This window comes from Photobacterium arenosum, from assembly GCF_014841115.1.
Taxonomy (GTDB): domain Bacteria; phylum Pseudomonadota; class Gammaproteobacteria; order Enterobacterales; family Vibrionaceae; genus Photobacterium; species Photobacterium arenosum.
Map to the genome: position 1 here is coordinate 115,946 of NZ_JACYTP010000009.1, position 13,094 is coordinate 129,039.

11 protein-coding genes are annotated in these 13,094 nt (G+C 50.3%); 2 read left to right on the plus strand and 9 right to left on the minus strand.

Features of this window, described 5'->3' with window-relative positions:
- Positions 1 to 4: 4 nt before the first annotated feature.
- Together IFO68_RS14505 and punC are read right to left on the minus strand one after the other, a co-directional pair.
- The gene (locus tag IFO68_RS14505; RefSeq protein WP_192016566.1) at positions 5 to 2,470 is read right to left on the minus strand and encodes a bifunctional diguanylate cyclase/phosphodiesterase; all 2,466 of its coding nucleotides are present in this window, start codon (positions 2,468 to 2,470) and stop codon (positions 5 to 7) included.
- 203 nt (positions 2,471 to 2,673) lie between these two features.
- Positions 2,674 to 3,888, minus strand: coding sequence for a purine nucleoside transporter PunC (gene punC, locus IFO68_RS14510; protein ID WP_192016567.1), 1,215 nt, complete (start codon positions 3,886 to 3,888; stop codon positions 2,674 to 2,676).
- A gap of 131 nt (positions 3,889 to 4,019) precedes the next feature.
- On the opposite strand from punC, the gene punR reads away from it, so the two are divergent.
- The gene (gene punR, locus IFO68_RS14515; RefSeq protein WP_192016568.1) at positions 4,020 to 4,922 is read left to right on the plus strand and encodes a DNA-binding transcriptional activator PunR; all 903 of its coding nucleotides are present in this window, start codon (positions 4,020 to 4,022) and stop codon (positions 4,920 to 4,922) included.
- A 242-nt stretch (positions 4,923 to 5,164) separates the two neighbouring features.
- The gene (locus IFO68_RS14520) at positions 5,165 to 5,395 is read left to right on the plus strand and encodes a hypothetical protein (RefSeq protein WP_192016569.1); all 231 of its coding nucleotides are present in this window, start codon (positions 5,165 to 5,167) and stop codon (positions 5,393 to 5,395) included.
- Positions 5,396 to 5,472: 77 nt separating this feature from the next.
- Here IFO68_RS14520 and IFO68_RS14525 read toward each other — a convergent pair whose 3' ends face one another.
- From IFO68_RS14525 to IFO68_RS14555, 7 genes are all read right to left on the minus strand, one after another.
- Positions 5,473 to 6,090, minus strand: coding sequence for a CDP-alcohol phosphatidyltransferase family protein (locus IFO68_RS14525; RefSeq protein WP_192016570.1), 618 nt, complete (start codon positions 6,088 to 6,090; stop codon positions 5,473 to 5,475).
- Positions 6,083 to 6,739, minus strand: a complete 657-nt coding sequence (locus tag IFO68_RS14530; protein WP_192016571.1) for an ATP-binding cassette domain-containing protein — start codon at positions 6,737 to 6,739, stop codon at positions 6,083 to 6,085. The genes IFO68_RS14525 and IFO68_RS14530 overlap by 8 nt, the downstream gene beginning before the upstream one ends.
- On the minus strand, positions 6,705 to 8,399 hold the full coding sequence (locus IFO68_RS14535) for an ABC transporter permease (protein WP_192016572.1): 1,695 nt from the start codon (positions 8,397 to 8,399) through the stop codon (positions 6,705 to 6,707). The genes IFO68_RS14530 and IFO68_RS14535 overlap by 35 nt, the downstream gene beginning before the upstream one ends.
- Before the next feature lie 57 nt (positions 8,400 to 8,456).
- Positions 8,457 to 9,605, minus strand: coding sequence for an ABC transporter substrate-binding protein (locus tag IFO68_RS14540; protein WP_237028875.1), 1,149 nt, complete (start codon positions 9,603 to 9,605; stop codon positions 8,457 to 8,459).
- A gap of 41 nt (positions 9,606 to 9,646) precedes the next feature.
- A complete protein-coding gene (gene lpdA, locus IFO68_RS14545; protein WP_225445240.1) occupies positions 9,647 to 11,869 on the minus strand; it encodes a dihydrolipoyl dehydrogenase in 2,223 nt (740 codons plus the stop codon).
- 15 nt (positions 11,870 to 11,884) lie between these two features.
- Complete coding sequence (locus IFO68_RS14550) at positions 11,885 to 12,496, minus strand: carboxymuconolactone decarboxylase family protein (RefSeq protein WP_192016574.1); 612 nt, start codon at positions 12,494 to 12,496, stop codon at positions 11,885 to 11,887.
- Between the two features lie 90 nt (positions 12,497 to 12,586).
- Positions 12,587 to 12,979: a hypothetical protein gene (locus tag IFO68_RS14555; protein ID WP_192016575.1), complete on the minus strand. Its 393-nt coding sequence runs from the start codon at positions 12,977 to 12,979 to the stop codon at positions 12,587 to 12,589.
- Between the last annotated feature and the right edge of the window lie 115 nt (positions 12,980 to 13,094).

Genomic DNA, 13,094 nt, shown 5'->3' on the forward strand with positions numbered 1-13,094 from the left:
TGACTCAGTAGGTAGAATGTTCTTTCGTATTCTGAACTGGCAGCAAAAACCTTGTTTCAAAATCTGATAGCGGCAGTGGCTTACAGTACAGAAATCCCTGAAATTCTTCTACACCTATGCTTGCCAGGAAATCTGCCTGTCCTTTGGTTTCTACACCTTCTGCCACCACGCTGATATTTAGATTATGGGCCAACTCAACGATAGCGTTAGTGATGGTGACAGATTCTTTATTGAGGGGTAAATCACGGACAAACTCGCGATCGACTTTGAGTATCTGAATCGGAAACCGACTGAGGTAGGCCAGGGAGGAATAGCCGGTACCAAAATCATCAATGGCAATTCTGACTCCCAGCGCGTTGATCTGACGTAACTTATTCAATGCCAGCTTAACGTCAGACATGACGACACTCTCTGTGATTTCCAGCTCTAAAAAACTAGGGTCGCACTGGCTATTCTGTATCGCTTTGCTGACAGTACTGACAATATCGGAATTCAGCAACTGCCGGGCTGAAATATTCAGGGCAAAATGCAGCCAGTGGCCTTGTAACTGCCACTGGCGTAATTGTTTGCAAGCCTGTTGAATCAAATGCTCACCAACCTCAATAATCAGACCTGTGGTTTCCAGAATAGGGATGAACTCAGTGGGTGACTGGATGCGGTTGTCATCATCGACCCAGCGTAGCAGCGCTTCCGCTCCGCAAAGCTGACGGGTCCGTGAGTCAAACCGGCCCTGATAGTAATACTGATAGCGATCAGTGCCGCAGCTTTGCCTCAGTTGAGCTTCCATTTCCAAACGTTTGACACTGTTGGCACCCATTTGCCGGTTATAAACCCGGTATTGTTGCTGTTGTTTGTTGTCTTTGGCTTTATACAGCGCAATGTCTGCCTGCCTGAGCAGGGTTTCGCTGGTCGAATGGATGCTGTCACTGTAGGTGATACCAATACTGGCACCGACCACCACTTCTTTACTGCCCAGTGTCATCGGCTCGCTGAGATGACGAAGGATACGCTCGGCCAGGTGTTCAAGAGCGGGCAGCCGGTTATCTGATGCTACCAGGATGGCAAATTCATCACTGCCTAATCTCGCCAGCATGTCATTTTCACGCAAAATAGTCTGCAGACGTTCGCTGACGGCTAGCAGCACCTGATCGCCGGTGTCGTGGCCCAGAGAATCGTTGATTTGCTTAAAGCGATCCAGGTTGAGGGTGAGCAGGCCAATGACAGGGCAGGGCGATTGCTGGAGCAGGTGATCGATCTGCTGCTGCAGCATCAATCGGTTTGGCAGTTGGGTGAGTATGTCAAAGTGCGCTAATTGTTTGAGTTTGCTTTCAAACAGCACTCTGTCGGTAATATCTTTCCCTGTTGTGATGTAATGGCTGATTTTCCCCAGGTTATTGCGAATAGGAGAAATGCGTTTTTCCATATACACCAGACTGTTATCTTTCTTGCGGTGCGAGATGATGCGGTTGATTGTCTGGCCTTTGACCAGCTGTTGCTGCAATTTTGCCAGTTCTGCAGGATTTTGCAGAGCGGTAAGAATCAGGTGCGCGGCATCACTGCCGATCAGCTCGTTGGCATCGAGCTCGTTATATTTTTCAAAGCTGTGGTTTACATACTCGATGATCCCTTTTTCGTTGGTGATGATGATAGAGTCGTCACTTTGCTCCAGGGCGCGGGACAAGCTTTTCAGTTTTTCTTCACGATCAACCCATACAGTGACATCCCTGATATTTAACAAAATCTCATTACCGTCATTGTAAGCGGTTTCGCTCGCAATGATTTCAAGGTGTTGTACAGACGTAGTGTTGATGGTGATTTGTTGACTGACGGGCTGGTTATCACCCTGATTCATCTTGCCGTGTACCTGACTGAGTAATCCAGCCAGCTTGTTACTGGCTTCGGGATCGTTAACCAAAGCGGTAATCTCTTGGTGTGAAGCCTGTTGTTCTGAGGTGTTCAAAATCTGGCAAGCGGACTGATTGATATTGAGTACAGTGTTGTCCTGCTTGAGCAGAACCATGCCGTCCGGAGCATGTTTCAGTACATGGCTGAACTTTTTGACCATGTCGTGTAACTCGCCTTTCAGGCGTTTTTCATGGCGAAGCATTTTATGCAGGTGCCAGGCCAGTACCAGACAGCCGAGAAGAAAGCCGAAAGAGATCAGTGAAAACAGCGTGAATTTTTCAAGTTTCTCCCGTGAATACAGATTGTTAAAGATAAACTGATTCACACTGAGCTGGTTCAGTATTGAGTGAAGTGTGCTGGCGTTTTCCCATTCTTCTGCCAGAAATTGATACCCGTCAGACAATAATGTGTGGTTATCAAGCCGTGAAGAGGCGTGTGTAATAGGATGTCCCCGTCTCTCTGGGTTAGCGCTAGGACTGCCATTAAGAAAAAAAAGACACAGCAAAAAGATAAAAAGCAGCAAAAAGAACAGCAGCATTTTCGAATGAATCACATTTCTCTTCATATATCATCCATCATCCATGATAGAGCAGAGTCCCTAAGAGAACAGTATAGTGACGGTTTTCTGGGCATGCATAACACGCATTTCATGCGTATTAGGAATTTTTTGGCTTATCGATGAACAATAGACAATATTTTTGAATATGAAAAATGCAGGCAGCATCAGGGGCTGCCTGCAATTGAAGAACCGTGATAGAAAGAAAATGATCAGTTTGGAGTGGATTGTGCCTCAATCAGTTGCTGGCGCTGGCTGCTGACAACAAAAGCGAACCCGATCAGAACGAAGACACAGGTGCCGGCAATGCTAAAGGCAACAATGCTCAATCCTTTATCGGCAAAAGCTGCAACCAGTGAACTGGCCGCAAAACAACCTAATGTTTGCAGGAAATTCATCACCCCGGCCGCGGTTGCGCTGCAGTGCTTGAAGTCTTCCAGGGCTTTACTGATCACAATGGGGTATATCGCACCGTTAGCAACTGCAATAAAACAGAAAGGCAGTAAAACGGGCCAAATGGTGTCTGGTTTATGCTGCACAGTGATCAACAGTATGACCAGCGCACTGCCGATGAACAGTTTCAGCAGCCAAGGCAGCAGCTTTTTACCTTCCATGCGGTTTAGCAGTGCCCGGCAGCCATAGCCGCCAATCAAAAAGGCAATAGTCTGCGGCACATAACTTAAGCCGATATCTTCGCTTGAGTAGCCCATAGCAGACATGATAAACGGTGACCCTGTCAGGTAGGCGAAAAAAGCAGCAGAGCAGGCTGCAAAAATGAGCATGTTACCCATGAATTTTTTTGACTTGAGCAGGCTTGTATAGTTAATTGCCAGTTCTGACAAGACGTTGCCCTGCTTTTTTTCACCCTTGGCACTTTCAGGCTGCATGGTCGTCATCAGTGCTAACACGGCACCTAAGGCAATCAGGCTCAGGAAGATAGCACGCCAGCCAAAATGTGACTGAATCGCTGCGCCAACTAAAGGCGCAAGGGCCGGTGAAAGGGCGACCAAAGGCATGATAGTTGCGAACACTTTTTCGGCAAGCTTTCCTTCATACCTGTCAATGACAATAGCCTGCCAGAGCACGGTGGCACTGCACGCACCCAGCGCCTGAAGAAAACGGAATGCCAGCAGGGTTTCCACATTCGGTGCCATTGCACAACCCAGGGTGGCGAGGCTGAACAACAACATAGCACCCAGCAATACTTTTTTTCTGCCTAAGCGGTCAGAGAGAGGGCCATAGATAAGCTGACCAATGGCCATGCCTAACAGAAAAAGGCCGAGTGTCATGCCAATCAGGCTGGATGAGGTATTCAGGTCGGCCTGCATGGCGGTGAAAGCAGGCAGATACATGTCGGTGGCCAGAAAGCCGAGCATGCTAAGTAATGCAAACCAGGCAAGCGTAACGGTAGTTGGTTTTGTCGTCATTTTATTGAAACCAGAAGTTTTTTCAGTGATCAGATTGTAAGCGTGGTGATTTGTGCTGTGAAACGCTAAAATTTCAACATTGCTATCAAAAAATTTGATTCAACATCACGCGTAATTAAGTAGCAGGATATATGTTTTCTTTCAATGATTTGCAAGTAATTGATGTTGTTGCGAGGCGGGGCAGCTTTTCCTCAGCAGCAGAAGAGTTGCACAAAGTGCCCAGCGCAATCAGCTACACGGTCAGGACAATCGAGGATAAATTGTCTGTAACCTTATTTGAGCGTCATCACCGGCAGGTCAGCCTGACTCCTGCAGGCCAGTACTTTGTTGAAGAAGCCAGACAGCTGCTCAAGCAAATGGAGCACATTAAGTTGCAGACACAACGTGTTGCCAATGGCTGGGCTGAAAATGTGTCGGTGGCACTGGACACTGTGGTCAGACAAAGCCGTGTCAGCACTATGGTACGAGATTTTTATCAGGCGTTCCCGGATGTTGAGCTGCATCTGACGATGGAGGTCTATAACGGGGTGTGGGACGCCCTGGCAGACGGCCGGGCAGATCTGGTGATTGGGGCGACGGCGGCCATTCCGGTCAGCGGGGATTTCGATTACACCGATATGGGAAACCTGCACTGGGTGTTTGTGATGGCGCCGGATCATCCGTTGACGGAAAGTCCGCTGCCTCTGCCAGACTCAGAACTGGCAAAGTATCCCGCTATCTGTCTTGAAGATACCTCACGTACATTACCTAAGCGCACAACCTGGCTAATGAATAATCAGCGCCGCATTATGGTGCCGGACTGGTCCAGCGCGTTTCAGTGTCTTGAAGCCGGGCTGGGCATAGGCGTTGTGCCGGAACATATGGCCGCCCCCAAGTTGAAAAGAGGCAAGCTGGTGGCCCGCACGCTCCCTCATGCCCCGCCGGTCAGTCCCTGCTGTCTGGCATGGAACAAAGCCAGCCTTAACCCCGCCCTGAGCTGGCTGCTGGAGTACCTGGGAGATAGCGAACAATTGCACCGAGAGTGGATGCGATAGCAGAAAAAAACACAGTATTCAAAGCGCTCAGTCGATGTTGTTCGTTTAAAACAACAGATTGAATACGCGAATATTGGTATGAAAAACAAGCGAGAGGATAAAAAAATCCTAAAAACAGCGCCAAGTCATAATTCTTTCATTCAGACCGCTTAGGATGCCCTTCGTCAAATCCATTACTTCCGATGAAGATGAATAAAAATACTGTGTTGACGATGAACAGAACGACAGAAAAGAATAGAGAGATGTTGGCAATCGCTATTGATTATATCTACCAGGCCTTTCCGAACCTGAGCTATCGCCCCAGACCTGATGACGTCAAGCTGCTGGCGGCTTTTCTGCAAAGTCAGAATCCTGATTCTCCGGCATGTCTGGGCGAGTTGATGAACAGCAGCTATAACGCTATTGATATCGAAATTAATAAATTTCACAGCCGGCAGGGAAAACACAATCAGAGCATACCGGCCTTCAGCTAGAGGACTGGTGACTGAAAACGGCGGCTGGGCAGGCCTGGGTCGCCGTTTTCTGTTGCTGACACGTGTTTCTGCCGGTGCTATCCGACCGGTGTTTTCAGGGTCTGATAGCCAGCCCAGATCCGTGTTGCGGTTGTCACCCAGCACAGTGATCCGAAAATCCAAGCGATGGGCGCAAAATGTGCCGGGAACAGGCAAAAGAGAACAAAACACGCGATAGTTTCTGTGCCCTCAGTCAAACCTCCCAAGTAAAACAAAGATTTGTGTTGATAAACCGGATTATCAATATCGCGCTTACCCGCCATGATGGCAAAAGCCAGAAAGCTGGAACCTGTGCCGACAAAGGCGAAGATCAAAAACGCACCAGCAACTGCATTTTGTGTCGGGTCTGCCAGAATGAAGCCAAAGGGCACAAGAGAATAAAACAGAAAATCCAGTGTGATATCCAGAAAACCACCACAGTCTGTGATGCCCCTGCGCCGGGCCAGAGCGCCATCCAAACCATCAAATATGCGGTTGATAATGATAAAACACAGTGCCAGCCAATATTGCTGGTAGAGGAGTGCAGGCAATGTCAGCAGCCCAATACCAAACCCGGCTACTGTAATTTGATTGGCGGTGAAAGGCGTTTTCGCCAGCAGTAAGCCTACACAGTTAACCGGCGCTTTGATGAGTTTGATGGCGTAGCGATCAAGCATGGGGCTGTTCCTCCTTCAGCGCGGCGGGCCAGTGCAATACCTGACCGTCAGGTGGCACGTCATCCTGATCATGGGTGACCATCAGCGCTGGGATATTCAGCTGCCGGATCTCCTTAAACACCAGGTCGCGAAACTGGATACGCAGATCTTTGTCCAGTTTACTGAAAGGCTCATCCAGTAAGATGGCGTCCGGCTCTGCCAGCAGACAACGCATCAGACTGATCCTGGCGCGCTGTCCGCCAGAAATCTGGCTTGGGCAATGAGAGGCCAGTTCTGTCAGGCCTAACGCAGCTAAGGTGTCATAAGCTCTGGTTTTTCGTTCAGGCTTTTTCACACTGGACGGTAAACCAAATGCCAGGTTCTGCCACACATTCAGGTGCGGGAATAGCAGATCATCCTGAAACAGCAGGCCAATGCGCCGTTTATCCGGAGCCAGTTCATTGAGCAATCTGTTATTGAGGTTGATCTCGCCCTGATAGAGGCAGTCGGGCGGAATATGGCCGGCAATCACACCCAACAGAGTCGACTTCCCACAGCCGCTGGGTCCCATAATCGTCAGTACCTGTCCCTGCTCAACCGACAGCGTCAGCGAACTGAGCAACCGCTGATGTCCATTATTTATAGTGAGGTTTTTGACTGACAAGCACATTGGCTTTTGCATTCCTTGTGTATGTTCCGGAGGTCATTCTCGATTGATAGTAACGGCTTGCGAAAGTGGCAAGCGCGAAGAGCATGAAGGGCACCAGTCCCTGCAGCAGTCCGTAAATCGCACTGACTCTTCTGTCCTGTCCGCTGGCGAGCGCAACGGCTTCTGTGGTCAGGGTGCTGACCCGGCCTGCACCAAGACTGAGTGTCGGCAGATACTGAGCCAGGCTGACACTACAGCCCACGGCCAGTGCCAGACAAATTGCCGGCATCAGCATAGGACGCTTGACCCGCCACCAGGCCTGGAACTCCGATAAGCCAAGGCTACTGGCTGTTTGCGTATACCGGCGATCAAAACTGCGCCATGGGCCATCCAGCGCAAGGTACAGGTAGGGAAACACAAAAAGCACATGGCTCCATATCACCCATAGCAGGTGATGCTGGCCGGGGATCATATAAGTGGTGACCTGAATACCGAACAGTAAAGAAACCTGTGGCAACACCATGGGCATGGCTATCAGCCAGCCTGGGATACCGGTTCCTGTTTTGTCCCTGTATTCCAGACAGCCAATGGCCAGACAAAGCGCAATCGCTGTACTGATACCGGCCAGCATTAGGCTGGTAGACGCCAGATCGGTAAACACGGCGGTTTCCTGTTGCCAGAATTGCACACTGAACCGGCTTGGTAACAGATCAGGAAACCGCCAGCGCAGCGCCACGGACCAGAGCATGAGAACAGGAATGACAAGCAGCGGCACCGCTATTAACGGCCAGTGAAAGTAACGCCCTGGCAATCGTTGCTCGCGATGGCCGGCATATTGCCAGCCTTGAAAGCCACGCAGAATCAGCCATTCCAGCACGCGAAACACAGCAAGCAGGCAAAGGCCCAGCATGAGCAGCATTAATGCGCCGACAGCGGCTCTGGGCAGCAAAGCGACATCCGGCTCATTGAACCACTGCCAGACCAGAACGGCAAAAGTGGGAGGACGGGTCGGGCCCAGAATCATGGCCATGTCTACCACAGAGATGCCATAAGCCAGCACGGCATAGATCGGCAGTCGCATCCTGGGGAGCCATTGCGGCAGTATAATAGTGATCCATGTTGATGCCCGGTTATAGCCCAGGCCATTGCCTGCAGCCAGCAAGCGGCCGACATTCAGTTGCTGCAGGACAGAGATACTCATTAATAACAGGAATGGAGTCTCTTTGATCGCCAGAGCCAGGGTGAGCCCTATGCCGTAAGAGTCCTGCAGCAGAGAAAACTGACCGGGATTGCCGCCCAATGCTGAGACGAAACGGGTGATGATCCCCGTGGATGAAAAGGTGAAAGCAAAGCCAATCGCGAAGGCCACATGCGGAATCGCCAGCATCGGAGAGAGCCAGGATTCTATACTCTGCCAGCGGCGGGAGCCCCAGTATCTCTGCAGGATCAAGAAGGTAAAAGCTAATGCCAATAAAGTACTGATGACGCCAGTGGAAAGCGTCAGCAGAACAGAAGCAGACAAACCGGGCCAGGCTAATGCCTGGTAGAAAGCCTGTGGCCCGGGCTGAGTCAGGCCAGCAAAGGGTAACCAGGACAGGGCTGGCAGCAAAATGCCGAACAGGCCCGGTAATAACGGCAAACAGCAGATCAACAGCGTGGCAATAAACATCAAGTACAACATATTGCAACGTTCGCCTAGTGGGTGTCAGGGATAAACTTACAGGGTGTCAGGAAACGCTCAGTGTCCATATTTTTGCTGCCAGGCGGCCTCCAGCGCAGTTTGCCAGCTAGGGTGTGGCTCAGGGATTGCACGATACAGTTCTAAACTTTGTGCTTGGTCGGCTCCCATAGCCTCCGGTGTCAGCACGGCAGGATCACCCCAGATCTGAATATTTGCTTTTCGTTGTTGCGCTTCAGGGCTCATGAGAAAGTTAATCACAACCCGGGCACCTGCTTTCGCGCTGGCATTCCAGGGGATGGCCAGAAAATGAATGTTAGAGAGGGCGCCTTGCTCAAAGGCAAATGCCTTGGCTGACTCAGGCAGATCACCGCGTTCAATCGCTGCTTTGGCCTCATTCGGGTTAAAGGTGATGGCAACCAGAAGCTGCCTGTCATCTAACAGTTGCATCATTTCCGTTGAACTGGCCGGAAAGCGTTTTCCCTGCTGCCAGGCAACGGCATGGAGCTGATTGAGGTACTTCCAGAGAGGCGCTGTGAGGCGAGCGAATTTCTTTTCATCCGTTGTCGGGTCAATGGGCTCATAGAGCGCCGGCGCCGCGTTGGTCAGCTCAATCAATGCGGCCTTTAAAAAACTGGTGCCATGAAATGCAGGCGGCTGCGGGTAGGTCACTTTGCCCGGAAAGGCGACGGCCAGACTTAACAGTTCAGCAAAACTATTGGGTGGGTTGCTTAATGTCTGGCTGTCATGGATGAAGACCAGTTGTCCTACCCCCCAGGGGGCTTCGAGACCTTCTGTGCTTTCGGTAAAATCTTCATAGACGGGCAGTTGTTTATCGACCAGCTCCCAGTTGGGTAGCTGGGCGACAAACGGGCCATCCAATAAGTGATTGGCTTTCATGGTGCGGAAGTTTTCGCCATTGATCCAAACCATATCGACGCTGCCGCCGGTTTGTTTGCCGGCCGCTTTTTCCGCTAACAGTCGCTGTGAGGTTTCAGCGATGTCGGCCACTTTGACATGGTTGAGCGTAATGTCATAACGACTCTTTACTTCGCGGGCAACCCATCTTAAATAGCTGTTGATGGGCTGGCTGCCTCCCCAGGCATTGAAGAAAACAGTCTGTCCGCGCGCTTCTTGTTCAATCGCATCCCAGCTCATCTCGGCGATGGGCGAGGTTTCAGTTTGTGCTTCATTTGCCAGAGCAGGCATAGCCGCTGCGATTGCCAACCCAAGTGCTATCCATGTCATTTTCATTGCTGATCCTTACTTTCCTGCAGATGAGCTTTCAGATTGTCGCTCTGTGATTTTTGTTGATGGCCGTTGTCGCCACCTCGCCGCCAGCGATGAAATCTCTCCAGCAATGCCAAAACCCGTTCCGGTTTATTGGCATTTTTCCATACACCTGCTGTGTATTTATTGGCTTCACTCATAGTGGGGTAAGGGTGAACCGTACCCAGAATTTTGTTCAATCCAAGCCCGTGTTTCATTGCCAGGGTAAACTCCGCGAGAAGTTCTCCGGCCTGGTTACCCACAATGGTGGCACCGAGGATGGTATCTTTCCCTTTTGGGGTCAATACTTTAATAAAACCATAGTCTTCACCGTCAGCAATTGCGCGATCTAAATCATTCAATTCATACTGAGTGGTTTCCGCGTCTATGCCCTGAGCTTGTGCTTCTTTCTCATTAATGCCCACACGAGCGACTTCGGGAGCCGTATAAGTCACGGCAGGCAGGACACGGTAATCCACTTTGAATGACTTAAACTGTCCGAACAGGCTGTTTACAGCCGCATACCAAGCCTGGTGTGCGGCGGCATGCGTTAACTGGAACGGGCCGGCAACATCTCCGACGGCGAAAATATTGGGATAGCGGGTTTGCAGGTATTCGTTAACGTCTATGGTTTTGCGTTCGTTCAGCGTGATGCCAAGTTCTTCCAGGCCAAAACCTGTAACATTGGCCACACGGCCTAACGCCAGGATGACCGCATCAAATTCAACCTGATGCTGCTGTCCGTGATTATCCTCAAGGATGACATACTGAAGGGCTTCGCCGGAATCCGACGTTGCAGCGTCAAATTTTACCGCTTTGTGTTGCAGTTTAATGTCTACGCCGTCTTTCATCAGGCTGTCCTGAACCCGCTTTGCCACGTCTGCATCTTCCCGGACCAAGAGCTGATCTGTCATTTCAACCTGAGTGACCTGGCTGCCCAGGCGCTGAAAACTCTGTGCCAGTTCGCAGCCAATCGGGCCGCCACCCAGCACAAGCAGCTTTTTGGGTTGCTCTGTGATGGACCACAAGGTGTCTGAGGTCAGATAGCGTACTTTTTCAATACCCTCGATGGGCGGTACAACAGGTCGGGCACCGGTGGCTATAACTATGTTGCGTGTCGTGATGCGTGTGCCGTTGACTTCCACTTCCCAGGGAGAAAGGATACGCGCTTCGCCCTGAATGCAGTTTACCCCAAGCTCAGAGTAACGTTCGACGGAATCATGCGGTTCTATCCCTTTGATAACACGGTGAATACGTTGCATGACAGCAGGAAAATCCACCTGGGCTGGCTGGCTGCGAATCCCGAACTCCGGTGCCCGGGTGATAGTATGCAGAGTATGTGCGGCCCGGATCAGCGCCTTAGACGGTACGCAGCCGGTATTCAGGCAGTCACCGCCCATTTGGTGTTTTTCAATCAGAGTGACTTTGGCTTTGACGGCTGCGGCAATATAGGCGCTGACCAGCCCGCCGGCACCGGCACCGATCACAACCATGTTCTGATCAAAACGCTCAGGTTTTTGCCAGCCTTGATAGACCCTCCGCTGTTGGACGAAGGCCATGACTGCTTTGGCGATAAAGGGAAAAATACCCAGCAAAACCAAGGACAGCAGAACAGGCAAAGAAATCAGCCCGGACAGCGACTGAATCTCACCCAGCTGTGTCCCGGCATTTAGGTAGACAGCGGTACCTGGCAGCATACCTAACTGGCTTACCCAATAAAACTGACGCGGGCGCATAGGTGTCAGGCCCATCAGCAGGTTTACCAGAAAAAAGGGAACGACGGGAATTAAACGCAGCGTAAAGAGGTAAAAAGCGCCGTCTTTTTCTATGCCACGATTAATCGCGGCCAGACGCAGGCCAAATTTGCGTTGCACCCAGTCTCGCAATAAGAACCGACTGGCCAGAAATGCCAGTGTCGCTCCGATGGAGCTGGCAAAAGAGACGATAAGCAGGCTCCACCAGAAACCGAACAGTGCAGCGCCAAGCAGCGTCATGATGGCGGCCCCAGGGAAGGACAAGGCCGTCATGACAACATAAATGAGGAAGAAAAGTCCGCTGGAGAGCAGAGGGTTTGCGGTAATGGTTGCCTGTAACGAATGCTGGTAAACCTTAGCCTGTTCCAGAGTGAAATAATCGCCGAGATCGAAAGCGAACCAGGCCACGATGGCGCTGACGATGAATGTCAGCAATAAGGGTTTTTTCATATTTTTCATCATTGATTATCTGCGTTGCTGTTGGTTTGCATTGCCATTCGACGGCTCTTGTTTTTGCTCAGTGTGTTTATGATCCTTTGTTAAAGGAATAGTGCAAAACGCCTGAGAAGGGACATCTAACGCAGTATTAAATTTCGCAGACAGGTTTTGAAAGCTGACTAATGCGGTTAACTCAACGATAGCATCTTCGTCATACCACTGTTTGAGGTCATCAATCATTGCTGATGTGACTTTCATGCCTGTTACAGTCATGGCTTCTGTATATGCAAGGACAGCTTTTTCTTGTGTATCGAACAGCGGGCTTTGCTGCCAATCAGGCAGAGATTGTACTTTTTCTACAGACTGGCACCGCTGCGCCAGTCGCATACCGTTGGCATCTATGCAGAATGCGCAGTCATTTAACTGTGAAACACGTACACAAACCAAGGAACGTATCACATCGGATACAGGGGATCGCTTTCGGTCGAGATAGCCAAAAAAACTGGCAACCAGATAAAAGAGGAAGGGGCGGCGTCCCCAAAGCAAAGCCGGGTTCAGGGGTTTGCCAAAGTGCCGTGTCTGCAGCCAGAGCAGTGGACGGATTAAGATCGAATAATGCTGTTTTGTGGTGATGCGCACCTGAAGCTCTCCGGATAAAGCGATTTAATAACACGACCGCGGATACCCGGACAAATTTCAGAAAACAGTCAAATTTGTGTGTTCTTGTTGTTAATTGACTGAAAGTTGAACACTGCGAGGGGCAAGGTGGTTCGCCGCTGTTTTAGGTTCGTGCTGTTCCAGCAACAAATAACTGCTTGCTATTACAGGTAGAAGTGCAACGAGCATGGTTTTGCCGATATGATAATTTCGGTACCAGTGTTTACGTGCTTTGACTTTCAATATGATGCCCCAGAAAAAAAGCAGCATATTGAGCGCAGAAGCAATAATGCTGGGGATCAGCACCTCGTTAACGTTAACTGCGTCAGTGTGCACAAGTGCGACAAGAAAGGCCGGAGGTAACAAACTGATGAAGACCAGGTAACGCATTAGTCTTGGCCATTTACAGAATTTGTCTCTGAAGATGTTGTCAGTCTGACCCGGAAACGGCGATGACGAACGCATGAAACCTCCCTTGGGTGGTGGCAAAACATACATTCTAAAGGTGACAGAGCTGAAGGGAAGCTAACTGATAATCTTGTAACTTGCGTTTGTGAGTTGAGTCTTCATTTTACACAGC